We start from the raw sequence: 25,191 nt of genomic DNA, 5'->3' as shown, positions 1-25,191 counted from the left end.
TCGCAATCGGACAAATAGCAATGGTAAAACAGCGCGTAGGGATCGTGTTTGGCGGCAAATCGGCCGAGCATGAAGTGTCATTACAATCAGCCAAAAACATCCTCGAAGCCATCGATAAGAGCAAGTACGAGGTGGTGTTGCTGGGAATTGATAAACAGGGTGAATGGCATCTCAATGATGCTTCGGGATTCTTGCTCAACGCAGAGAACCCGAAGCTGATTGCGCTTAATCGTTCAGGTGAAAATGTCGCGCTGGTTCCGGGCAGTTCTTCCCAGCAGCTGATTACCCGTCAGCAAGCGCAGCCGTTGTCACAGCTGGATGTCATTTTCCCCATCGTGCACGGCACGCTGGGTGAAGATGGTTCGCTACAGGGCTTATTGCGTATGGCGAATCTGCCGTTTGTCGGCTCTGACGTGCTCGGGTCTGCCGTCAGCATGGACAAAGATTTTACCAAGCGGCTGCTGCGTGATGCCGGACTGAACGTTGCCCCCTGGCTGAGCGTGACGCAGGCACAGCGAGCGAACATTGATGCTGAGGCCGTGATTGCACGCTTTGGCCTGCCGCTGTTTATCAAACCGGCTAACCAGGGATCGTCCGTTGGCGTGAGCAAAGTCGAGAGCCCTGAAGCGTTCGATGCCGCGCTGGATCTCGCTTTTAGGTTTGATCGCAAAGTCTTGATCGAGCAAGGGATTAAGGGGCGCGAGATTGAATGTGCCGTGCTGGGCAACGATACGCCAGAAGCCAGCCCGTGCGGCGAAGTGGTGGTGCATGATGCCTTCTACTCATACGACACCAAATACATCAGCGAAAGCGGTGCGCAAGTGGTGGTGCCAGCGGCAATCAGCGATGAAGCCAGCGAGGCGATTCGTCAGGTGGCAATTACTGCGTTTCAGGCGCTGGAGTGTTTTGGCATGGCGCGTGTTGACGTGTTTCTGACGGAAAGCGGCGAGATCATTGTCAATGAAGTGAATACTTTGCCGGGTTTTACCAATATCAGCATGTATCCGAAGTTATGGCAGGCAGCGGGTTTGAGCTACAGCGATCTGATTTCCCGTCTGATTGAGCTGGCTCAGCAGCGTCACCAGCAAACCAGCCAACTGAAAAGTAGCGTTTGAATCGCCATGACGTGGCTCAGGCCACGTCATTCATCATGCTGCGCGGCTCCATCGCCGGTGAGGTTTGATTACGACCATTGCGTTTGGAAAGATAAAGATTCTTATCCGCCGCTGACACTAAGCGATTGATCACGCTTGGCCATTCACGTTCATTCTGCGCACTGCCGCGCGCCAGACCTAAACTGGCAGTTACCGTCACCGTGTTGCCCTGAATCCAGAACTTCTCTTTGACCATCGCCTGACGTACCGTTTCGGCGAGTTGGTAAAGCTGGCTATGGCTACAATCGAACATCACCATCACAAACTCTTCGCCACCAAAGCGACACACCATGCCACGATTGCCAACCACGCGCTGAATGCGCCGCGCAATCTCTTCCAGCACGCAATCACCGGCATCGTGGCCAAAATTGTCGTTAATGGCTTTGAAATAGTCAACATCAAGCATAATAACGCCTGCTTCCCGTTGTAGCGAGAAAGGTTCATTTCTTAAGCTTTCATACAGACCGGAACGGGACAGCAACTGGGTGAGAAAATCAAAATTAGCGCGGAGTGCAAGGCGATGATTTAACTGGCGGATCGCATCCATGCTCACCGCCACCAGCAGCGGGCTGAGCGCAACGGTGGCGACGCCAAGCCGTGCCGAGGTGAGATGGCTAATCGGTAGCAGTGCATCGTCTCCCTGGATGTTCATCACACCATGCGACACCAGCACAATCTCCGTGATACCGGTTATCAGGATCACTAAACTAGTCAATGGAATCGGTAACACAATGGCGCACCAGATCAGCGCAGGAACCGGGAATGTCAGGCTACCGGCCCCGCCAATTAGTGCCCCAACAGTCAGCGATAGAATCACCGCCGCCAGCGGCAGCAATTTGCCGGGATGCATTAAGGTGCGCGGTGAAACCGTTCGCAGCGGGCGTGCCAGCATCACCGGCAGCAGCATCAGCGAAGTAGAGAACTGTTCGCTGAACCAGTCGCTCCACGCCACAATAAAGCGCGCATTGAAATCAATATCCTGTGCCCACGCGCCCCAGGTTGCACAAGCCGCCGCGCCAAGAAAACAGGCGGGAAAAATGCGCATGGCATTGAACACCTGGCTGTGGGCGGAAGGACGTTGCAGATGTTTGATCAGCATGCTGACCGCGACGAGAATAAACAGAATGTTGGCAAAATTGACGGTAAACGCTGGCAGCGCCCAGCCGGAAAATACCGTGTCGTTAAAAATCATCGCACTGAAGCACACCAGATAGCTGGAGGTAGTGTGCAAAAACGGATTCCTCACTATTAATCCCGCCACCAGCGCATTCACCGGCCAGAATAGTGAGAACTCTTCGGGGATGCGTAAATGGCTGCCGATAAAGCAGAAAAACAGCGTAATGAAGAACAGCGTGAGGGCATTCTTTTTAAAATTATTCTCTTCAAACAGCATAACGCGCATACGTCTGAACCCTGTAACCTGGAAAGTGCCGGCATCAACCCTAAGCATCAGCAAGCATTAAACCGGAAATACCCGTGCGATGATTCGGTAATTAAGCAAGTGTTCGCCATCCTACTCTGCGGCTGGGCGGCGCTCACCTGCCATAAAAAGCAGCGTCGCGCCAAATGGCATTGTGGAAACGCCAGAGACAAAGGATAAAACTTGTGGCAATTATGCCCTGTAAATAAAAAAATCGGCTATCCGAGATATCCGATTTTTTAGTTTTAAAACGGTTGTTCCAGCACAGACTTATGGCTATTTCACCGCAACAGGCCATTGACTTAGACGAATGCCACGTTGGCGTGCGTTTTCACCAAAGTCTTTTAGCACCGCTTTAACGTCGGGATCCATATATTGGGCATTGCCGTGCTCAGCAATCACCACGCTGTTTTCAGGAATCTCCGCCAGCAATCCCTGCAGCTTTGGATTGTGCATAAAGGTCAGATTTTGCTGCAGGCGTAAAACGTAGTGATCGTCATGTCGCGTGAGCTGCAAGGCGTTGCGATGGCTTTTATAGATGCTGTAGAGGATTTGCGTAGCGATGCCAATTCCGATGCCGGCCAGCATGCCAAACACAATAATGCCGCCGATAGTGGCAAGGAATGGCACATATTGCTGCGGTCCCATGCGCATCTGCTCAATGAACAGGCGCGGCGTGGCCAGCTTATAGCCGGTATAAAGCAGCACCGCCGCAAGGCTGGCAAGGGGAATCGCGTTAAGCAGATTACTGAACCACAGGCCGCAGATTAACAGCAGCACACCATGAATCAGAATCGACAGTTTGGTTTGCGCGCCAACGCTGACGTTCACCGAACTGCGCACAATCACTGCAGTAATCGGCATCGCGCCAAGGAAACCGGCGGTCAGGTTACCAATACCCTGCGCAAACATCTCTTTGTTAGGTGAAGGTGCAGGATGTTGCGGACGCAGTTTCTTCAGCGCTTCCTGGCTGAGCAGCGTTTCAAGGCTCGCGACCAGCGCCAGCGTGATCGCCACCATCCACACCGCAGGATTCTGCCACGCTTGCCAGTCTGGCGTTTCCAGTTCAGCCACCAGCGCCGACATGCTGTCGAACGCGGGCAGCGCGATACGCGGCAAGCCATCAGCTAACGCTGGAAACAGGCGATCCCCAAACACCGTCGCCGCACAGCCTACCAGCACCGCTACCAGCGGACCGGGCATCCAGCTCAGCACTTTAACTGACTTGATCAGCGGCGTGGTCCACAGCCATAAAATAGCCAATCCCACGCCAGCAACCAGCATCGCGCTGCTGGAAAAATGAAATTCCCCTTTTACCAGCGACAACAGCTCAACATCGCCCGCCGCGCCGAATGCTACCGGAATTTGCTGCATAATCAGCAAAATACCAATCGCCGCCAGCATGCCTTTAATCACGCTGCTCGGCACTAAGGCGATAAAACGTCCTGCACGCAGTAAGCCAAACAGGCACTGCAACACACCCGCCAGAATCAGCGCGGTGAGAAAGGCGGAAAAGCTGCCTAGCGTGGCGATCGACGCGACCACAATCGTTACCAATCCCGCCGCCGGACCACTAACCGCAAAACGCGAGGGGCTCAGCGCAGTCACCAGCAACCCACCAATCACGCCGGTGAGCAGACCCGCAAAGGGCGGCAATCCACTCGCCTGCGCGATGCCAAGACAGAGCGGCAGCGCGACCAGAAACACCACCAAACCAGCCGGAATATCCTGACGAAGCGTGCTTAAATTCATGGCGTTGATTCCTCTGCAGATGGCTGAATTAACCGCGCGCGGCGCCGCAAAGCCAGAGTACGATTTATCACTAATAAGGGTTTCAGGGTCATCACAATAATCTTCTCTCAACATTTAAAAAGATCGCTTTCAGGCAGATAGCGACGTCATTAAACGCGGCTATGGAGAACCATTGAGGATGAAAGCAGAACTTCCTCACAAAAATAGTTTATAGACGCTTAAGCATTACCTTGCATCATGAATATTTCTGACGTCGACAAAACGAATCTTTTTGTAAACACAAATTCAATAAACGTATGAATCAGGTAAGTTTATGCAAGGAGCGGAATGATGAGCAGGATCGATAAAAAGCATTATTAACAATTAAATAAGTGCGATTTTAAATGTGATATTTTCGGTGCAATTACAAAACAATACACGCAAAAATTATATGCCATTTTAGCGACGCTATAATTTAATCCTTATGAGCTGGGAGAATTCCTAATTAAAAAATTTATGATTAGTGCGATTCACTGCCATTCAACAAATAAGACGAGATATTTCGCTATTCAGTTGCCATGAATTTAGTAAGAGATCAGGAAAACAGTGAGGGGAATAATAGTTACGGAGTTATGTAAATATTGATGGACCTGAAAAGGACATGAATGCGCCTGCCTAAGCAGACGCTATTTTACCTGACGAATTATTTACCGTTCCACGCTTTCATACGCGCTTCACGCACCTGCAGTTGCTGCTCAGGCGTGAGTTTGTTGTAGTTTTCCGCCATGCCACTTTCCCAGTCGCCATACAGCGGGTTCGGTAACACGATGAATTGGGTGCCAAAACGCTGATGATTAAGGCTAACGAACTGCTGACGCTGCGCATTTCCCTGATGCCAGGTTGAACCGCCAAAGTCATTCAAGTTGTCGCCCACATACAGCACCACGTTGTAACCGGCATTCTTAACTGCGTCGAAGCGCTCTTGCTTGTTAGAATTACCGGTACTCAAGCGCACCGTCTTCTCGCTCACGCCGCTGAAGCCCAGCTTATTCAGGTTCTCAACCGTTGCGGCAAAATCTTTTTGGTCGCGGTTGGAGATATAGAACATAGTGCCGCCGTGGCTGTTGACGTAGTTGGCAAACTCCACTGCGCCCGGAACGGCCGTTGCCTGACGCGCCTGCGTCCACGCTGACCAGGTTTTACCCGAGAAGGGCTGGCCGTTTTTCGCCTGCCACGCGCTGTAGGCGCTGTTATCAATCATCGTTTCATCTAAATCGACGATAACCGCTTTCGGTTTACCCGCCAGCGATGGCGCCTGATCGAAGGCCATGCGCGCGCTGTTAAATGCCTGCCAACTCAATGCCTGATATTCGCCGGATTGCTGGAACCAGTTTACTGCCAGCACCGATTGCTGGCCGAGCTGCTGCTGAGCCTGCTGTTTAGAAGGCTGCGCACAACCGGTTAATGCCAGCGCCATTAAGCCGGATGCCGCCAGCAAGGTGGTTTTCTTCATCATTTCATCCTTAAGTGATTAGGGTCAGTTTTTGTAAAGCTACAAAAATGTAGCAGTTAACGTAAGCTGTGGGCAGCAGAAAGCAGCGGTTTGGTGAGAGGAGACACTTATGGTACAGCACCCCCACAGCGGTCCACGATCAAGACTATTGGATGACTTTTCCTGGCTGGAATACGCCTTTCAGCCGGCTGGCCAGCCCGTTCCGGCAGAGGCGGCTTATGGTCAACAGCGTCACAGCGCCAATGTGTTGCTGGCAAGCCAAAACATCCCGCCTAAACGTTGCGAATCGGATGGCTTGATTGGCGAAGATCATCTGCCGGTCGCGGTGTATACCGCCGATTGTCTGCCGGTGTTATTTGCCGATCCGCAACAACAGCAGGTTGCGGCGGTGCATGCCGGATTAAAAGGCACGCTCGGTGGCGTATTGAACAACGCGATTGATCGTCTGCTGGAGCGCGGCGCCAGCCGTGAAACGCTGCGTGTGGTAATTGGTCCAGCGATCGGGCCGTGCTGCTATGAACTGGGTAACGATCTGGTGACACAGATGCAGGATCGTCACGATCTTCCGCCGTTACCCTACTCCACCCAGCAGCCGCACAACGCACAAGCGATCCGTCCGCAGGCGCGGGCCCAGCAGGATGGAATCTGGTTTGATCTGCCTAACCTGGCGCGAGGCTTGTTGTTACAGCGGGGAGTGGTGGCGGAACATATTGAAGTGCTGAACGTCTGTACCTACTGCATGGCGGAATCGGGGTCCAGCTATCGCTACAACACCCATTTTGACAGCGGCTATCAGTCACGTTTCTCGTGGATCCGCACGCGCGGTTAAGGGCTTCACATCCTTGTGAAGCTTTATCGATCAGTGAATTATGGCATTGAGCGCCAGTACGCCGGCTAAACCGAGAATTGAGATCAGCGTCTCCATCACCGTCCAGGTTTTCAGGGTTTCCACCACGCTCAGGTTGAAGTAACCCTTGAACAGCCAGAAGCCGGGATCGTTCACGTGTGAAGCGATCACGCTACCGGAACCCACCGCCAGTACCATCAAGGCAGGATCGGCATGCGTGGCCGCGATAATTGGCGTCACAATACCGGCGGTGGTGATCGCCGCCACCGTGGCTGAACCCAGCGCCACACGCAGCATTGCCGCAACCGTCCAGCACATCAGCAGCGGTGACAGTGACGATCCCTTCATCATATCGGCGATGTAGTTACCCACACCGCTGTCCACCAGCACCTGTTTAAAAGCACCGCCGCCCGCGATGATAAAGATAATCATGGCGATGGCGGCAATCGACTCGCCGCACATATCCATCACTTCTTCCATCTTACGGCCATTGCGCAGCCCCAACGTCAGCACCGCTATCACCACCGCGATAAACAGCGCCACTGCCGGATTACCGATGAATTCGAAGAACTGACGCAGCGCGTTCTCTTTCGGCGTGGTCAACTCGAAGACGGCGGCAATCGCCATCAGCACCACCGGAATCACCGCGGCAAAAATACTGATGCCGAAGCCTGGCATCTCCTCTTCCGTGAAGATTTTTGGGTTGTAGAGCCCTTCCGGCGGTGACTTCTCAAAGCTTTTAAGGAACTTCGAGAAAACCGGTCCGGCAATAATCACCGTTGGAATGGTGATGATCATGCCGTAGAGCAACGTGGTACCGAGATTGGCCCCAAAGATAGTGGCAATCGCCGTTGGGCCAGGATGCGGCGGCAGGAAGCAGTGAGTGACCGAGAGCGCGGCGACCATCGGCACGCCGACGTACAGCAGCGGCAAACCGGCAGCCGCCACGATAGTGAACACCAGCGGCAGCAACAGTACGAAGCCAACTTCATAGAACATCGCCAGGCCGACGATCAGTCCGGTCACCACCAGCGCCCATTGCAGCCGCTCTTTACCAAAAGCGGCGATCAGCGTGGTAGCAACACGTTGTGCGGCACCGGTATCGGAAACCAGCCGCCCGAGCATGGCGCCGAAGCCGAGGATCATGGCTAATCCGCCCAGCGTCGAGCCGATACCTTTCTGGATCGAGGCCATTACATTCAGTGGCGTCATGCCTTCGGCAATACCGACCACCGCCGAGACAAATACCAAAGCAATGAAGCCATTGACCTTAAATACAATCATCAACACCAGCAGCAGTATCACACCCAGCACAATGATGGTTATTGGCATTTTTATTATCCTTAGGAATACAGAGGGGTGATTAAGGTTTAGGCGCGGCCCGATGATAATGCCAGCCGCGCCCGGTCATCACACGGCGACGCGCATGCCACCGTCAACGAACAGCAGATGCCCGTTAACGAAGTTCGATGCACCGGAAGCAAGGAACACTGCCGCGCCAATCAGCTCTTCCGGTTTGCCCCAGCGAGCGGCTGGCGTGCGCTTGGTTAGCCAGCCGGTAAAGGCAGGATCGTCAGCCAGCGCCTGAGTCATCTCCGTGACGAAATAGCCCGGCGCAATGGCGTTCACCTGAATGTTGTGACGCGCCAGCTCCACGCACATGCCGCGCGTCAACATAGTCACCGCGCCTTTGGAGGCCGCGTAAGGCGTGATGGTGTCGCGCCCTAATTCGCTCTGCATCGAACCGATATTGATGATTTTACCCTGCTGACGCTCGACCATTTTTTTCGCCACGGTTTGCGAAACCAGGAATACGGCGGTCTGGTTGACCGCGATAACGTCATTCCAGTCCTGCTCCGGGAATTCAAGGAACGGCCGACGGCGCTGGATGCCAGCATTATTCACCAGCACATCAATCGCGCCCCACTCCGCTTCGATCTCATCTACCGCCTGTTTCACCTGCGCCGATTGCGTGACATCAAACGCTTTGGCGTGCGCGCGTAACCCCAACTCACGCAGCTGCGCCGCGCCCTTCTCTGCGCCTTCGTGCGTGGTGGCGTTGACGATCACGTCAGCACCGGCTTCCGCCAGGCCGCGCGCCAGCAGATATCCAATGCCGCGCGCCGAACCGGTCAACAGCACACGCTTGCCTTCGAGGGAAAATAACTGGCTCATCACTGCTCCTTAAAAGGTTAACTGGACTTTAGCGGCACGGGTTTTATCGCCGGCAAACTGCAGCGCGGCATCGATATCCTGCAAGGCATACTCACCGCTGAACAGCGGCAACGGGTTTACCACGCCGGTAGCCAGCCATTCGACGGCGGTGTTGAATTCATGAGTAAAGCGGAAGGAACCAACCAGATTAATCTCTTTGGCAATCAGCGCCATGATCGGGAAATTGGGAATGGTGCCGCCCATGCCAACCTGCACCAGCGTACCTTTGGCGCACACCACATCGAGGCAGCGCTGCAGCGAAGAAGGATGGCCGGAGGCTTCAAACGCCACATCGAAATAGCCTTTGTCGGCAAGATAGGGCGCGAAATCGCCGTCGGCGGCATGAATCACCTCGCTTGCGCCCATCTGCTGCGCCATCTCCAGTGAACGCTCGCTGATATCGCTGCACACAATGGAGGCCGCGCCGCGCGCTTTGGCCGCCGCCGCAATCAGGCAGCCAATCGGACCCACGCCTGAGATAAACACGTGCTTGCCGGTGAGATCACCTGCCTGCTGCGTGGCGTGAATACACACCGCCAGCGGCTCAGCGAACACCATGACCGTTTCATCAGCATCCTGCGGGAACGGCACGCATTGCGCGCTATCCACCACTTTGTATTGGGTAAAACCGCCGTCAACGTGCGGCACATACATGGCGCTGCCGAAGAAGCGCATGGTGGTGCACTGGTTTTCCTGATCGCGCTGGCAATATTTGCACGCGCCGCAAGGCTTAGAGGGATTTACCGCGACTTTTTGTTGGGGTTTAAGTGCTGGATTGTCGCTCTCAACCACATAACCAATCACTTCGTGGCCCAGGATCATCGGCATTTTGATCTCAAAACTACCGACCTTGCCTTCCTGATAGTAATGCAGATCGGATCCACAAATGCCGCCACGCGTGATACGCACCAGCGTACCTTTGCCGTCCCATTTCACCTGCTGCTGCGCAACGCTGACTTGTTTTTTTCCAGTGATTACGCCGGATTGCGTTTCGATATTCATAACGTCCCCATAAGAGCTGTAGCAATGGGGGCCATCAGACCGGGTTATGCGGCTTAAAACTGTGATGAACATCACCTAAAAACATGTTACGGAAAGCTGTTACCTGGAACGTGAAGTCTGCGATGCCGAAGAGGAAACAGGCGGCCGTAAGTGGCCGCCTGTGAAGAGAATTAATAGCCTGACATCAGGTCGTGGCTGTATTTGAACAGCTCAGAATCCGAACGTAAACCGAGCTTTTTCAGCGCCGATTGTTTCTGCCCGCTCACGGTTTTACGACTGCGCTTAAACTTCACGGCAATTTGCGACACGCTCAAACCATCGAGAAAACAACGCACCACTTCAACTTCACGCGGGCTGAGGGTTTTCACCTTCTCATACATATTGCCTTTGCTGCTGAAATCGAGGCTGTCATCCAGCGACTCTTCGCTCATGACATAGAGATTTTCAACCTCGTAAGCGACTTCTTTAGACAAGAACAAACGGCCCTGCGCCACCTGACGAATCGCATGGGTAATTTCCTGCATATTGTGGCTTTTGCCAATAAAGCCCTTCACGCCTGCGCTTAGCACCATTTTGACGATGGCCGGACTCTCCATCGAAGAAGAGATCAGAATTTTTTGCTGGGGATGGTGATTACGCAGTTGCTTCACCAGCGCCAAACCATCCAGTTCACGTTCACCCAGCAGGAAATCCAGTACCAGCACATCGACTACGGTACTTCTCAGCTGATTAAATAATTCATTACTTGAAGCCCAGGTACCCACCAAATGAATATCGGGCTCATGTTTCAAACACAACTCGAAAACGGTACGGACCATGGGGTGATCATCAAGGACAGCCACACGCACTTGTTTATTGTGTGCATATACCATTTGTTTATTCCTTTATTACAGCATTAACTTTGTCCAATTCTGACTGTCACACCCGCTTCAATAAATAAATGGTGTCGATTACAACAGCTGTGAAAAAATAGCCTTCACAACATCAGAATTCTAAATCGATAGCGTCACCCTAATAGCGGTCATTTTCATATACCCCTTTTAGGTTTATATTTTTCCGTGATAGATTCTTACTTTCCTGCTCACGTAAAAGTGGGAAAAGTCTGACTTAACTCCTTAACAAGACCACATAAGAATTGTCTTGAAAGAAAAGGGGCAATCTAACTAACTGAATAAGCTAAGAAATGAACATCATATAGTGACATCGTCATCACCCTCTCTCTTTCGCTAAAAATCAAATATTTGAGAATGGTCGCAAAATTTTAACAGTAAAAGAATAGAACGAGCGAAAGATAATAATATCTTTATAATCCCTGGTCCTAATAGATATTAATGGATACCTTAAGAAGGCAGCGTGCTAATTAATCTTAATACTTTTCGCTTGTTGGCATTATTTTTTCTGGCTTTAGTTTCATGTTCATTAATAGCATCAGAGAAAAAACTGCAATTACTGGCGCGATATGATGTAGCTCAACCTGCTTTACAACTGGCTGAACCTATCTCTTCAGAGTTTCGTCATCACGTTCTCAAAGTTGCTGTCGCTGGGCAACCACAACCGCCCCTTTTTATGGATATAGATACGCGACGATTCGAAGGCGTGAGTGCGGATTATCTCTCTCTGATTCAGAATATGCTGGATACCACAATAGAAATCCATTATTACGCCAGCCATAGCGCGGCCCAGGAAGCCGTAACCAGCGGAGAAATGCAACTATTAGCGATCTATGTGGAACCCCCCTCAGTATCAAAGCCGCAAACCTTGATCGCCAGCGACCCCTGGATGCTGGATTATGCAGCGATCGGTTTTAAGTCTGGGCAGAACGCTCCATTAAAAATTGATGAACCCAATCGCATGGCCTGGTCTGGTTCAGCGTTGATGCGTGCACATTTAGAAGAGACTTTTAAGAGCGACCTTTTAGTTCGCTTTCCTGGTTACTACGATGCTGTCGCAGCAACAGTATTTGGCCAAACAGAGCGTGTATGGGGCAATGCCGCCACACTTACGCACCTTAATCGCTTCATGTTCGCAAATGCGCTGGATATAACCAAAGATGACCACGCTATTCCAATGAATTTCAGCTTTGGCATTAGCCCGCGTTATCCACAACTTGCCGAAGCGATTAATTTTTCCTTAACACAAATTCCTCTCTCTATTCGCATGCAGATAGCGAAGCGCTGGCAACTGGATACGTACCATGTGCTGCAGCGTAATCCGCTTGCACTCAAGCATGAAGAGGAGAAATGGCTACAGGCACACCCGCGTATTAACACCGCACTACCGCAAACCCTCGCTCCACTCAGCAGTCGCAACGGAAGCATGCCGTTTCGCGGCATGATCATTGATGTTTTAGATCTGATAGCCAACCAAAGTGGCATTACATTTAATTCAGAAGTTCAGGAAGAAAGTGGACGTAACCAAACCGATAAGCATTTTCCACATCTGTATGCGCTTGAGATGCTTACCCCGGATATGCCACCTCAGTTAATAACCCGCCCATGGCTGGTTTCACACTGGGTCATTATTCGCCATAAACGCCCTCGGAATATTATGGCTCGGGATCCTTTTCCCTTTGGCTCGGCTCTCATGCTGAACAATCGGCAGATGAAGGATTGGATGCTTCTGCATTATCCCCATCTGAACCTCGCCTATATCAACGATCCTTTGCAGGCCTTGCGCGAACTGCAGGCGCATGAAATCGATGCGGTAGTGCTGCCAAAAATTTTTGTGGATTATCTGCTCCACAACCATTATGCAGATGACCTGATTATTGAAACCACGTTGGGTGCAGACCCGGCACGTTTTGTTATGCGTGTTGAACCCGGTAATGAAACGCTGATTAGCATTCTCAATAAAGCCTTGATCGCGATTCCTCCCGAAACCATGTTCAAGTTGCTGGCACATTGGCGTCAGTCAGAGATGCCGTTCCTCAGTGCTTCATGGCAGAGTTACAAACAAGTTATCTTGCTGATCGTGTCCGTCTCGGCCGGATTGATAGCCCTTATTTTGCTGTGGAACCGTCATCTGCGGAAGGTTATTCAGCAGCGTATTCAGGCTGAAAATGCATTGAAAAATCAGCTCAATTTCACTCATACACTCTTCAATGACTCGCCCGTTGCCATGTATATCCGCGATAAACAAACCCGATTAGTGGATTGCAACAATGCCTACCTACGTTTTATGGATTTCCAGCGAGAAGATGTCATCGGTAAACGACTGTCGGACGTTCTTACTGGCAATAACGCCAGTATTCACAGTATTGAAGATGGCTATCAAAAAACCTTACTGGATGGCGAAGCCGTCATGCGCGATATACACATGGATTTTGAACAGCGGACATTCCAGCTTTATCACTGGACGCTGCCGTTTCGCGATCGGCACGGTGATGTCGCAGGTGTTATTGGGGGCTGGCTGGATGTCACTGAACGCAATGCGCTGCTGCAGGAGTTACAACTCGCCAAAGATGTGGCTGATAAAGCCAACCGCTCCAAAAGTGAATTTCTTGCCAGCATGAGCCATGAAATCCGCACGCCACTGCATGCCATGATTGGCTTACTGGAGCTCGAAACTCGCTTGCAACCGGCTGATTCACTCTCAGAGAACATCCGGGTTGCGTACCATTCGGCACGCGCGTTGCTGTCATTGATTGGCGATATTCTCGATTTGTCGAAAATCGAGTCCGGCCTTTATCAACCAACGTTAGAAACGGTCTACCTTCCTGATGTTCTCGATCAAGCGGTTACGCTATTTCGTAATAAAGCAGAGATTAAGGGACTTGAACTGCGGGTAGAGATGGATATTGCTGCTTACTGGGTGAAGACAGACCCATTGATGCTGAATCAAATTCTCTCCAACCTATTGAGCAACGCCATTAAGTTTTCCGATTACGGTACTGTCACTGTCGTGCTCATGCAGGGCATTGCGCAGGAGGAGGACGGTTGTGAATTCGTGATCGAAGTTAGCGATCAAGGTTGTGGCATGACGGAGGACCAACAGCACGCCATCTTCGAACCTTTTGTGCAGGTGGGCGATCGTCAGCAGCAGCAAATTGGCACCGGATTAGGATTAAGCATTTGTCGTAATCTGGCGCATCTACTGGATGGTGAGCTGATTGTGGAAAGTGCGCCAGGGGAAGGCGCGGTGTTCTCTTTTTATTTCCGTGCCTTGCCCGGTGAACCGCAGGATCAAACACAGCCTCATTTGTCGCAGCCGCTGATCTCCGACAAGCTCTCCGTGATGATCATCGATGATCACGCACCCAACCGATTACTGCTTGGGAAACAGCTTGAACTGGCCGGCCATCAAGTCATGGTGAGTGAAAGTGCGGCAGAAGCACTGACGTTATGGCAGCAGGATCCATTACGTTTCGACCTCATCATCACAGACTGTAATATGCCGGGCATGAACGGCTTTGAGTTCGCTGAAGCGCTGCGTCTATACGAGCATGAGCATCAGTTAACACCGATCATGCTATTCGGCCTGACTGCATCGGCTGAGCAGCATATTATGCAACGCTGCCTTCAGGCGGGAATGAACGATTGTCTTTTCAAGCCGCTGGATTTAGAGAGCTTACTTGCTCAGGTTGCACGTTGTACCCGGCGCAGCGCCATAAAACCAGAAATCCAGGCCCCGCCGGCAGCAAGTATCTCCTCTTTCCCACAGCTGTTAACACAACTGGCCGAACAGGATAGTGAAGGTTGTCTGGTGTTACTCAACAGCATACGAACCAGCCACGATGAGTTGTTGGTATCACTTCAGCAAACCGATGATGTCAGCGCCCTGTCACAGCTGGGTCACAAATTAAAAGGAGGAGCAGCAATGCTAAATGCTCCAACCTTGACTGAACTGGGCCGCAAGTTGGAGAAACACCGCGAGGAAGCCCTCGATCCGCAAGTGTTAATTCAGCAGATTGTCGAGGAAATGAAACGTGTTAATGAGTCCTTGCAAGAATTTGAGAAACATCGCCTGAAAAAACATCAAGATTTATAGAATCATAATCTTATCGAGACATTTCTCGGTTCGCCCTATTAATCTGCCGGACATAATGGCCGTCAACGTCATCATTACGGTGCCGTTAAAGGGAGAGATATGTTTAATGCAAAAATTCTCATCGTTGATGAGCATCGTTTGGTTGCCGCCGGCGTGCAGGCTTTATTATTAATGAATGGCTTTAATTGTGTCACTACTGCGCACACAATTAACGATGGTATTGATGATATCATTCATCAACACATCGACATACTAATATTAGACCCTGACTTTAAAGAAAAAAATGGCATCGCATTTCTACGCGATATCGTCAAATCAAAGACGTGGATGAAAGTCATATTGATTAGTCGGGATAGCAACAACCATCTTTCAATACAGTCACTTAGCCAAGGCGCGAACGGGTTCGTGTCAACTTACGATCCCATTCAAACACTGATCGCCGCCATTGGCTGCGTTTCTAATAATGTGAATTATCTACCGGGCGACATTCTGGACAAACGTCAGCGTTATGCAAATGAGCAAGATATGCTTTCTCGCCTGACTGACCGTGAAAATTTAATTTTGCGACAGCTCGCACAGGGGAAGTCGAATAAAACCATCGCTTGCGAATTGGGATTAAATAATAAAACAATCAGCACTTATAAAACAAAGATATTCCAAAAACTTGAGTCAAAAAACCTGGTTGATATCATCGAACTTGCACGTCGCAATGGGGCTTGTTGAAAGAAAAATCAAGACTAGTCTTGCTGATTAATAACGTTATGGCGTGGCATGATATGCCTTGTCCTAACCCCGGACAGTTTTTAAAAAGATTGAGTTATAAAGGAATTAATAACCACAGAGCTAATTTATTAGCCCCTTCTTCATGCTATTACAGGGCGAGTAGGTTTCTTCCCGTGCCTGCCGAAAGAAGTCCGATACTTTCGTCTGCGACTTACCGCCCTGCTTTTTTTTGATACTTCTCACAGGCTGAACGCCACACACTTCCTTCCCTGCAAAATCCCGCTAGAGTTCACTCATCCGACCACTCTCTGAGTATGTGATTATGTCTGAGCATTATGCCCACCTGTTCGCCCCGCTGGATCTGGGTTTCACCCAGCTTAAAAATCGTTTTCTGATGGGTTCGATGCATACCGGACTGGAAGAACACGCCGAGGGCGCAGAGCGCCTGGCCGCTTTTTACGCTGAGCGCGCGCGTGAAGGCGTGGCGCTGATTGTCACTGGCGGTATCGCGCCCAATCCGCAAGGCGTGGTGGCACAAGGCGGAGCGATCCTCAACCAGGAAAGTCAGTGCAACTGGCACCGTATCATCACCGATGCGGTGCATGCAGAAGGCGGGAAAATCGCGCTGCAAATTCTGCATGCCGGGCGCTACAGCTATCAGCGTGACCTGGTTGCCCCATCGGCATTACAGGCGCCGATCAATCCTTTTACGCCACAAGCGCTCAGCGATGCGGATATTCAGCAAACCATTCAGGACTTCGCGCACTGCGCCAAACTGGCGCAACAGGCCGGCTATGACGGCGTGGAGATCATGGGCTCGGAAGGTTATCTGATTAACCAGTTTCTGGTGGCGCACACCAATCAGCGTGAGGATGACTGGGGCGGCGATGTGACGCGACGCCAGCGCTTTGCGTTAGCGGTGACGCAAGCGGTTCGTGATGCCGTCGGCAGCGACTTCATCATTATCTTCCGCCTGTCGATGCTCGATTTGGTCAATAACGGCAGCTCGCTGGAAGAGACGCTTTCACTGGCGCAAGCGTTGGAGCAGTGCGGCGTTACGCTGTTTAACAGCGGCATTGGCTGGCATGAAGCGCGCATTCCCACCATCGCCACCTGCGTGCCGCGTGCTGGTTTTGCCTGGGTCACGCAGCACCTGCGCGAGCGCGTATCGGTGCCGGTCATCGCCACCAATCGCATCAACCATCCCGACGTAGCTGAACAGCTTTTGCGTGATGGCATCGCTGATATGGTCTCGATGGCGCGCCCTTTCCTCGCCGATGCGGCTTTTGTCCGTAAAGCCGAAACCGGCCAGCCCGATGCCATCAACACCTGCATTGCCTGTAATCAGGCCTGCCTCGATCAAATCTTTGTTGGCAAAATCACCTCTTGTCTGGTGAATCCGCGCGCCTGCCACGAAACGTTGATGCCGGTGATCGCCACCAAGCAGCCGAAACAGCTGGCGGTGGTGGGCGCGGGGCCCGCGGGTATGGCGTTCGCGCTGCAGGCGGCGCAGCGCGGCCATCAGGTCACGCTTTACGAGGCCGATGCGCAAATTGGTGGGCAGTTTAATATCGCCCGGCAGATTCCCGGCAAAGCCGAATTCAGTGAAACGCTGCGCTATTTCCGTCACCAACTTGCTGCCGCAGGCGTAACGATTAAAACGGAACATCGCGTCAGCGCTGACGAACTGGCAGCCGCTGACGAAGTGATCATCGCAACCGGTATCTTGCCGCGCCAGCTGACGATTCCTGGCATCGATCATCCCAGCGTACTGAGCTACCTTGATGTGATTCGCGATAAAAAACCGGTGGGAAAACGCGTGGCGATTATCGGCGCGGGCGGCATTGGTTTTGATACCGCTGAGTTTCTGCTGCATCAAACCAGCCATGACGATTTTTACCAAAGCTGGGGCATCGATCGCAGCCTGCAGGCGCGAGGTGGTTTGATTGCGCCACAGCCACAGCCCGCCGATCGGCAAATCTGGCTGCTGCAGCGCAAATCCGGCAAGCCGGGCGCAGGCTTAGCGAAAACCACCGGCTGGATCCACCGCGCCAGCTTGCAGGCGCACGGCGTGCAGATGTGGGGCGACGTCGAATATTTGCAGATTGATGATGCTGGATTACATCTGCGTCATCAGGGCGAAGCGATGACGCTGGCGGTGGATAACGTGGTGATTTGTGCCGGACAGGAACCGCTGCGCCTGCTGGCGGATCAGCTCAGCGCGCGTGGCAAATCCGTACGTGTGATTGGGGGTGCGGATGTGGCGCAGGAGCTGGATGCTCGCCGCGCCATCGCTCAGGCGACCGAACTGGCGCTGAGTGTGTAATTAGCGCAGTTTGACCGAACGCAGTACCACGAACTTGGCGTTGGACGCCACCAGCTCGCAGTTGCCAAACAGCTTTTTCATTTTGACGTGATAACCGAGGTGGCGGTTGCCGACGATGCGCAACTCGCCGCCATACTGCAGGCAGCGTTTCGCATCACGCAGCATTTGCCATGCCAGATGATCGGTCACCGCGTGCTGCTGATGGAATGGCGGATTGCACAGCACCGCGTGCAGGCGATCGGACGGGAAGCCACTCAGCACGTTGTTAACGCGAAACTGACAGCGCGCCATATCCTGCGGACGGTTCACTTCCACGTTCAGTTTGCTTGATGCCACCGCCATGTAGGATTCATCATAAAACAGCACGTCCGCGTTTGGGTTCTGTTCCAGTGCCAGCAAGCCAATCACGCCGTTGCCACAACCCAGGTCGAGAATCTCACCTTCAATGTCAAAAGGCAGATGCTGCATAAAGAAGCGTGCGCCCACATCCAGCGACGCGCGGGAAAACACGTTGGCGTGATTGTGGATCTGGTATTCAGAATCATCCAGCGGCCAAACGATGGTGGCGGGCTGATCCGCTAATTGCGGCGCAGTGAAGCGGCTGTAAATCAGACGCGCTTTTTTCCACGCCAGCGAGGTTTTGCTCTCGCCGAGGATGCGCTCGAACAGTTGCAGCGTGGAGTTGTGAATATCTTTGGCTTTCGCCGCCGCCAGAATCAGCGTGTCCGGCGTGACCACTTCGCGCAGTGCACGCAGTTGATGCTCGAGCAGCGCCAGCGCTTTGGGGATTTTGATCATCACCACCGCCGGTGCGGCCGGCAATGGCGCCAGGCTATCGAGAAAATGCACCTGATCTTCATCCATCTCATTGAGTCGCAGGTTCTGTTTTGCCGCCTGTTCGCTCAGCAGTGAATCGCTGACGTGCCACACCGGACGTGCACCCAACCCGCAAGTCAGCGCGCCAAAGCTGTCGTTGAACACCAAAACCGGTCCCTCAGGCAGCGCTTGCTGCAACAGGTATTCATCGGCGGAATCCCACGCCTGTAGCGGGCTTTCCTCACGCATTGGCGGGAAGCGGTGCAGCGTCAGCGTGCGATTGGTCAGTTCAAGTTGGCTCATGGAATCTCCGGCGTGGTACACTTTGCGCGATTTTCGCCCTAAAAAGGGGGCGCAGTATACTGTCTTTCGCCGGGAATCCCAATGTCATTAATCTATCTGCAGGGCTACCCTGAAAACATCCTCGAGCAGGTTCAGACGCTGATCGAACATGAGCGCTTAGGTGCCTTTCTCCAGCAACGCTATCCCGATACGCACAATATCGTCAGCGACCGCGCGCTCTATGATTACACGCAGGCGCTGAAAAACCGCTATATGCGCAGCGCACCGCCGGTGAGCAAAGTGATTTGGGACAATAAAATCAAGGTGATGAAGCACGCGTTGGGGCTGCATACGGCGATTTCGCGCGTGCAAGGCGGCAATCTAAAAGCCAAAGCGGAGATTCGCATCTCCACTTTCTTCCGCCTCGCACCGGAAGCGTTTTTGCGCATGATCGTGGTGCACGAGCTGGCGCACCTGAAAGAGAAAGAGCACGACAAAGCGTTTTACCAACTCTGCTGCCACATGGAACCGGATTATCATCAGCTCGAATTTGACGCACGCTTGTGGATGACCGATCAGGCGATGCGCGGCAACGCGGCTTAAAGAAACTCCTGCGCTTTTTGGATCAGGCTGGTTTTGGTCAGTGCGCCCATAAAACGGCGCTCCTGCGGATTATTTAGCACCGGCAGGCGTTCAAGCGTGACGCGGGCAAAGGCTTCCCAGCCTTCGCGCATGCTTTGATTCTGATAAATGCAAGGAAAGTTATTGTCCATCACGCTACTGACTGGCGAATGCAGCGTGATCTCCTGCGACAACACCTTGCGTGAGATATCGTGTATCGACACCACGCCGAGAAATTGCCCTTCACTATTAATCACATAGACATAACGTTCCCGCTTGAGCGAGCTCACCGCCAGCGCCTGCCCTACTGACTCTTCTGGCTGCAACGCCGCGCCGGGAATGATCAACTGATCGACACGCATGTTATCGAAATCATACTTGGCTTCGGAACGACTGAAATGGCTGCTCACCACCGGATAAGTGCTGGACGATTGCAGGCGATACACCACCATCGAGGCCAGCACTGACGCGATCATAATCGGGAACAGCAGGCTGCTATTCAGCGTCATCTCAAGCACCATCAGCATCGCCATTAACGGTGCCTGGCTGACCGCCGCCAGCACCGCCGCCATGCCGATGGCCGCATACAGCAAAGTATTGCCGACCGGTAAATGCAGCATCACACCCATCTGCGCCAGCGCCACGCCGAGCAGTGCGCCGATCAATAAGGAAGGGGTAAACAGCCCGCCCACCGCGTTGGAACCCACCGACAGCGTGGTCGCCAGCGTTTTTAGCACCAGCAATCCCAGTAATCCCATCAGTAGATATTGGCCATCAATGATTTTCACGATCACTTCGTAACCGTTACCGAGAATATCGGTGGAGATCAGCGCCAAAAACCCCACCGCTAATCCACCGGCGCCGAGCCGCAGCGGCAGCGAACGCACGCGGCCAAACAGCGCCTTGCTGCGCGCAATCAGTTTGATCAGCAGCCAGCCGGCGATACCGGCGACAAAACCAATCAGCAACGTCATCAGCAAACTGCTGATATCCATCTGGAATAGCGCTTCGGATAACGGATATAGCGCGCTGCGAAAACCCAGCGACCACATGGTCATCACCGCCACCGCCGACGAGACAATTAGCGGAATCAAGCGTTGTAGCGCCGAGATGCCAAAAGCGATCTCCGCGACAAATATCGCCGACGCCAACGGGGCGTGATACACCGATGAAAGCCCGGCAGCAGCGGCCATCGCCACGATATCGCTGTTGCGCAGATTCAGCGATTTCGGCAGCCAGCGCCCGATTAAACTGCCGCTCAGCGCCGATAGCTGCACCATCGGCCCCTCTTTACCAATCGACGCGCCGCTGCCGATGCTGGCCATCGATGACAGCGCACGGAACAGCGAGGTTTTGGTTGGTACCGCATCGAGCCGCGCGTTGATCACCTCCAGATAATCGGTCTGCACCGTTTCCTGTTTCTCAATCGCCACCGCATAGCGCAGGAAAAAACCGGCCAATACGCCGCCCGCGCCCACCAGCAGCGGCCAGAAGATCCACGGCCAGACATGCATCGCCACGGTGATTTCACTGTCACTGTTGAATAGCAGATGGTTGATCAATTCAATCACGCCGCGAAAGGCCAGCGTCACCAGCGAGGCCACACATCCAACGGGGATGGCGATCAGTAATGTGGTCCAGTTCAGAGCATGTTTACTTCCACTCACCCGCGCGTCCCCGCTAAGTCGGTTAAAAAGTTGTGCGGCATCATCATATTGGAATGCGGATCTCAGGATCAAATTTCGCCTGCCTGGCGCTCAGATGAACATGTTACTCTGCCGTTTTACTTTAGCAGGAGAGCAGCACGTGATTCGTTTCGCCATCGTGGGAACCAACTGGATTACCCGCCAGTTTATCGACGCCGCGCATGAAACCGGCAAGATGAAGCTGAGCGGCGTCTATTCGCGTAGTCAGCAGCAGGCCGACGCGTTTGTGGTGGATTATCCCTGTAAGCTGACCTTCACCTCTCTGGATGAGCTTGCCGCCAGCAGTGAGATCGATGCGGTGTATATCGCCAGTCCGAATGCGCTGCACAGTGAGCAGGCGATACTGTTTATGTCGCATGGCAAGCATGTGATTTGCGAGAAGCCGATGGCGTCTAACCTGCGTGAAGCCGAGGCGATGATTGCCTGCGCGCGCCAGCATCAGGTGGTGCTGTTCGAAGCCTTTAAAACCGCCAGCCTGCCCACCTTCCTGCAACTGCAAAAAACGCTGCCGCAATTGGGCAAACTGCGTAAAGCCTTGATCAACTATTGCCAGTATTCCTCGCGTTATCAGCGCTATCTGGATGGTGAGAACCCGAATACCTTTAATCCTCGCTGGTCGAATGGCTCGATGATGGATATCGGCTTTTACTGCCTCGCCGCCGCTGTCACCTTGTGGGGTGCGCCACAGCAGGTCAAGGCGCAAGCTTCCCTGCTGGAAAGTGGCGTTGATGCGCATGGCGTGGTGGTGCTGGGCTACGGCGATTTTGATGTCACGCTGCTGCACTCAAAGGTCAGCGATTCACTGATCCCGAGTGAAATTCAGGGCGAAGCGGGATCGCTGGTGATTGAAAAGATCTCCGAGTGCCAGCAACTGCACTTTATCCCGCGCGGTGGCGAGAGCCAAAACCTGACGCAGCCGCAGCACATCAATACCATGCTGTATGAAGCCGAAACCTTCGCCAAATTGGTGGAAGCCGGTGAAGTTGAGCATGCGGCCTTAGAAAACTCGCGCATTACGGCGCAACTGCTCACGGAAATCCGTCGCCAGACCGGCGTGGTATTCCCGGCGGATCAGGCTGAAGTGTAAATATTGCAAAACATTTCCAAAGCCCTCTTGAAAGCGATTATCGAACTCCGTATGTTTAGCGCTGCAAAGGGGAGTAACTTCTACGCTGATTGATCGTCATTACGATGCGCCACGCAATATGCGTTACGCATCCGGTCGTCAGGCAACCCGGAATCTATTCTGAGTTGTAAGTGAGACCTTGCCGGAAGGCGAGGTTTGCTTGCAGCACGATCAAAGCGGCTGACGTCTTCTGACTTCAGCCGCTTTTTTATTTCTGGAAAAGGATACGACTATGCACTCAGTTGGCACACCGTTACTTTGGGGCAGCTTCGCTGTCGTAGTGCTCATCATGCTGGCGATCGACCTGCTATTACAGGGCCGACGCGGCGCACAAACCATGTCATTCAAACAAGCAGCGGTCTGGTCGCTGATTTGGGTGTCAGTTTCACTGCTGTTCAGCGCCGCCTTCTGGTGGTATCTCGACGGCACCGCCGGACGTGAAGTCGCCACCGCGCAAACCCTCGCTTTCCTCACTGGCTACGTTTTAGAGAAAGCGCTGGCGGTGGATAACGTCTTTGTCTGGCTGATGCTGTTTAGCTACTTCGCTGTACCGGCCAACCTGCAGCGCCGCGTGCTGATTTATGGCGTATTGGGCGCGATTGTGCTGCGTACCATCATGATCTTCGCTGGCAGCTATTTGGTTACTCAGTTCAGCTGGATCCTCTACGTGTTTGGCGCCTTCCTGCTGTTCACCGGCCTGAAAATGGCGCTGGCGAAAGAGGAAGATGACAGCACGGTGGGCGACAAACCGGTGGTGCGCTGGCTGCGCAAACATCTGCGCATGACCGATAGTCTGGACGGCGAGAAGTTCTTCACCCGCAAAAACGGTGTGCTGTTTGCTACGCCGCTGCTGCTGGTGCTGATCATGGTTGAACTGAGCGATGTGATTTTCGCCGTGGACAGCATTCCCGCTATCTTCGCGGTGACCACCGATCCGTTCATTGTGCTGACTTCCAACCTGTTTGCGATTCTCGGCCTGCGCGCCATGTACTTCCTGCTGGCTAACGTCGCGGAGCGTTTCTCGATGCTGAAATATGGCCTGGCGATTGTGCTGGTGTTTATCGGTATCAAAATGCTGATTGTCGAGTTCTATCACATTCCCGTCGGCATCTCGCTGACGGTGGTGGGTGTAATTCTCGGCGGTACGCTGCTGATCAACGCCTGGGTAAACCACAGAAACGACCAGAAGAAGATCTCACCATAATCTTCTGCAGGGGCGCTAATCGCCCCTGCTTTGTTTCGCCAGTGGCAACCTTCACCTTTTATATATCTGTCACACTTCCCATCATCAGCAGATCAAAAAACCGATCTGCTGCGCATGCACAGAATTATCTCTTTCCTCATAAGCTCTTTTCCTTATACTCCGCCGGGCAAACCGTTGTGCGTGGTGGAACCGCGCACAATACTCATGACCGCGAATATAAAAAGACTGTGATATGCAAAACAACTTTATTGGACGTCTGGGCGCACTGTTCGCAGGAAGCCTGGTAAAACAAATCATGATCGGCCTGGTGGCGGGCGTGGCGCTGGCGTGGTTCTCACGCGATGCCGCACTGGCCGTTGGCTTGCTGGGTGAGCTGTTCGTGCGTGCGCTAAAAGCCGTCGCGCCGCTGTTGGTTTTGGTGCTGGTAATCTCTTCGATCGCTAACCATCAGCAGGGACAAAAAACCAATATCCGCCCGATTATCATGCTGTATCTGCTCAGCACGTTCTTTGCTGCGGTTGTGGCGGTGATCTTCAGCCATCTGTTCCCTCAGACGCTGTCGATGAACGTCGGCGCCACGCAAATTACGCCGCCGTCGGGTATTACCGAAGTGCTGCACGGTTTGCTGATGAGCATGGTGTCGAACCCGATTGAAGCGCTGATGAATGCCAACTACATCGGTATTTTGGTGTGGGCGCTGGGATTGGGGCTGGCGTTTCGTCATGCCAGCCCAAGCAGCAAAGCGTTTCTTAATGACGCGTCCAATGCCGCGACCTGGGTCGTGCGCTGTGTGATCCGCTGTGCGCCGCTGGGAATTTTTGGTCTGGTGGCCTCTATTCTCGCCTCAACCGGCTTTGACGCGCTGTGGGAATACGCCAATCTGCTGGCGCTGCTGCTCGGCTGCATGCTGATTATGGCGCTGGTAATCAACCCAATGCTGGTGTTCCAGAAGATTCGCCGCAACCCGTATCCGCTGGTGTTTACCTGCATGCGTGAAAGTGGCGTCACCGCGTTCTTCACCCGCAGTTCAGCGGCCAACATTCCGGTCAATATGGCGCTGGCGAAACGTCTCAATCTGGATGAAGACACGTATTCCGTGTCGATCCCGCTGGGTGCCACCATCAGCATGGCTGGCGCATCCATCACCATCACGGTGTTGACGCTGGCGGCAGTACATACGCTGGGTATTGCGGTGGATGTTCCAACCGCCATTCTGTTGAGTCTGGTAGCGTCACTGTGTGCTTGTGGCGCATCCGGTGTGGCCGGCGGTTCGCTGCTGCTGATCCCGGTAGCCTGCAACATGTTTGGTATTCCAAATGATTTGGCGATGCAGGTAGTGGCGGTGGGCTTTATTATTGGCGTGCTGCAGGATTCCGCCGAGACTGCGCTTAACTCCTCGACGGATATTCTGTTTACCGCGGCCGTATGCCAGGCCGAAGCCGAGCGCCAGCCGCGTCGTACGGTGTCAGAATCGGAGTAAGGTAAGGTTTTTGAATATGGGTCGCCATTCATGGCGACCT

General features: G+C 53.0%; 19 protein-coding genes. 10 read left to right on the top strand and 9 right to left on the bottom strand.

Features of this window, described 5'->3' with window-relative positions; all coding sequences use genetic code 11:
• Positions 1–20 precede the first annotated feature (20 nt).
• Positions 21–1,115: a D-alanine--D-alanine ligase gene (ddlA, locus tag ACFQW4_RS16865; protein WP_377726300.1), complete on the top strand. Its 1,095-nt coding sequence runs from the start codon at positions 21–23 to the stop codon at positions 1,113–1,115.
• Between the two features lie 16 nt (positions 1,116–1,131).
• Here ddlA and ACFQW4_RS16860 read toward each other — a convergent pair whose 3' ends face one another.
• Positions 1,132–2,556, bottom strand: coding sequence for a GGDEF domain-containing protein (locus ACFQW4_RS16860; protein WP_110867375.1), 1,425 nt, complete (start codon positions 2,554–2,556; stop codon positions 1,132–1,134).
• On the opposite strand from ACFQW4_RS16860, the gene ACFQW4_RS16855 reads away from it, so the two are divergent.
• Positions 2,464–2,754, top strand: a complete 291-nt coding sequence (locus tag ACFQW4_RS16855) for a hypothetical protein (protein ID WP_167391194.1) — start codon at positions 2,464–2,466, stop codon at positions 2,752–2,754. The two genes, ACFQW4_RS16860 and ACFQW4_RS16855, sit on opposite strands and share 93 nt — an antisense overlap.
• 96 nt (positions 2,755–2,850) lie before the next feature.
• On the opposite strand, the gene ACFQW4_RS16850 is transcribed toward ACFQW4_RS16855, so the two are convergent.
• Positions 2,851–4,326 (bottom strand): SulP family inorganic anion transporter, encoded by a 1,476-nt coding sequence (locus tag ACFQW4_RS16850; RefSeq protein WP_377726298.1) that lies wholly within the window; start codon positions 4,324–4,326, stop codon positions 2,851–2,853.
• A 682-nt stretch (positions 4,327–5,008) separates the two neighbouring features.
• Complete coding sequence (locus ACFQW4_RS16845) at positions 5,009–5,818, bottom strand: 5'-nucleotidase, lipoprotein e(P4) family (RefSeq protein ID WP_101762925.1); 810 nt, start codon at positions 5,816–5,818, stop codon at positions 5,009–5,011.
• Between the two features lie 109 nt (positions 5,819–5,927).
• On the opposite strand from ACFQW4_RS16845, the gene ACFQW4_RS16840 reads away from it, so the two are divergent.
• Complete coding sequence (locus ACFQW4_RS16840) at positions 5,928–6,647, top strand: polyphenol oxidase family protein (RefSeq protein WP_271461366.1); 720 nt, start codon at positions 5,928–5,930, stop codon at positions 6,645–6,647.
• A gap of 30 nt (positions 6,648–6,677) precedes the next feature.
• Here the strand turns inward: ACFQW4_RS16840 and ACFQW4_RS16835 are convergent, their stop codons facing one another.
• The 4 genes from ACFQW4_RS16835 to ACFQW4_RS16820 form a co-directional block, all read right to left on the bottom strand.
• Complete coding sequence (locus ACFQW4_RS16835) at positions 6,678–7,997, bottom strand: gluconate:H+ symporter (RefSeq protein WP_008103467.1); 1,320 nt, start codon at positions 7,995–7,997, stop codon at positions 6,678–6,680.
• A 78-nt stretch (positions 7,998–8,075) separates the two neighbouring features.
• Positions 8,076–8,840 carry a gluconate 5-dehydrogenase gene (idnO, locus tag ACFQW4_RS16830; protein ID WP_101762923.1) on the bottom strand — a complete coding sequence of 255 codons (765 nt, stop codon included), beginning with the start codon at positions 8,838–8,840 and terminating at the stop codon, positions 8,076–8,078.
• Between the two features lie 9 nt (positions 8,841–8,849).
• Positions 8,850–9,881, bottom strand: a complete 1,032-nt coding sequence (gene idnD / locus ACFQW4_RS16825) for an L-idonate 5-dehydrogenase (protein ID WP_110867381.1) — start codon at positions 9,879–9,881, stop codon at positions 8,850–8,852.
• Between the two features lie 170 nt (positions 9,882–10,051).
• A complete protein-coding gene (locus tag ACFQW4_RS16820; protein ID WP_101762921.1) occupies positions 10,052–10,753 on the bottom strand; it encodes a response regulator transcription factor in 702 nt (233 codons plus the stop codon).
• Positions 10,754–11,234: 481 nt separating this feature from the next.
• Between ACFQW4_RS16820 and ACFQW4_RS16815 the strand changes: the two genes are divergently transcribed.
• From ACFQW4_RS16815 to ACFQW4_RS16805, 3 genes are all read left to right on the top strand, one after another.
• Positions 11,235–14,867 carry an ATP-binding protein gene (locus ACFQW4_RS16815; RefSeq protein WP_377726294.1) on the top strand — a complete coding sequence of 1,211 codons (3,633 nt, stop codon included), beginning with the start codon at positions 11,235–11,237 and terminating at the stop codon, positions 14,865–14,867.
• A gap of 99 nt (positions 14,868–14,966) precedes the next feature.
• Positions 14,967–15,590, top strand: a complete 624-nt coding sequence (locus ACFQW4_RS16810; RefSeq protein WP_101762919.1) for a response regulator transcription factor — start codon at positions 14,967–14,969, stop codon at positions 15,588–15,590.
• A 322-nt stretch (positions 15,591–15,912) separates the two neighbouring features.
• Positions 15,913–17,916 carry an FAD-dependent oxidoreductase gene (locus ACFQW4_RS16805; protein WP_377726291.1) on the top strand — a complete coding sequence of 668 codons (2,004 nt, stop codon included), beginning with the start codon at positions 15,913–15,915 and terminating at the stop codon, positions 17,914–17,916.
• Here ACFQW4_RS16805 and rlmG read toward each other — a convergent pair whose 3' ends face one another.
• Positions 17,917–19,035, bottom strand: coding sequence for a 23S rRNA (guanine(1835)-N(2))-methyltransferase RlmG (gene rlmG / locus ACFQW4_RS16800; protein WP_377726290.1), 1,119 nt, complete (start codon positions 19,033–19,035; stop codon positions 17,917–17,919).
• An 81-nt stretch (positions 19,036–19,116) separates the two neighbouring features.
• Between rlmG and ACFQW4_RS16795 the strand changes: the two genes are divergently transcribed.
• Positions 19,117–19,617: a M48 family metallopeptidase gene (locus tag ACFQW4_RS16795; protein ID WP_101762916.1), complete on the top strand. Its 501-nt coding sequence runs from the start codon at positions 19,117–19,119 to the stop codon at positions 19,615–19,617.
• Here the strand turns inward: ACFQW4_RS16795 and ACFQW4_RS16790 are convergent.
• Positions 19,614–21,302, bottom strand: a complete 1,689-nt coding sequence (locus ACFQW4_RS16790) for a chloride channel protein (RefSeq protein ID WP_137386575.1) — start codon at positions 21,300–21,302, stop codon at positions 19,614–19,616. The two genes, ACFQW4_RS16795 and ACFQW4_RS16790, sit on opposite strands and share 4 nt — an antisense overlap.
• Before the next feature lie 139 nt (positions 21,303–21,441).
• On the opposite strand from ACFQW4_RS16790, the gene ACFQW4_RS16785 reads away from it, so the two are divergent.
• From ACFQW4_RS16785 to sstT, 3 genes are all read left to right on the top strand, one after another.
• Positions 21,442–22,428, top strand: coding sequence for a Gfo/Idh/MocA family protein (locus tag ACFQW4_RS16785; protein WP_377726416.1), 987 nt, complete (start codon positions 21,442–21,444; stop codon positions 22,426–22,428).
• Positions 22,429–22,699: 271 nt separating this feature from the next.
• Entirely contained in the window at positions 22,700–23,671 is a 972-nt protein-coding gene (locus ACFQW4_RS16780) for a TerC family protein (protein ID WP_008103489.1), read from the top strand.
• A 232-nt stretch (positions 23,672–23,903) separates the two neighbouring features.
• Positions 23,904–25,151 carry a serine/threonine transporter SstT gene (gene sstT / locus ACFQW4_RS16775; protein ID WP_101762914.1) on the top strand — a complete coding sequence of 416 codons (1,248 nt, stop codon included), beginning with the start codon at positions 23,904–23,906 and terminating at the stop codon, positions 25,149–25,151.
• The last annotated feature ends 40 nt before the right edge of the window (positions 25,152–25,191 follow it).

It is taken from the genome of Pantoea sp. GCM10028869 (assembly GCF_042666835.1).
GTDB lineage: Bacteria > Pseudomonadota > Gammaproteobacteria > Enterobacterales > Enterobacteriaceae > Pantoea > Pantoea leporis.
This window is presented reverse-complemented; position numbering and strand designations above follow the sequence as displayed.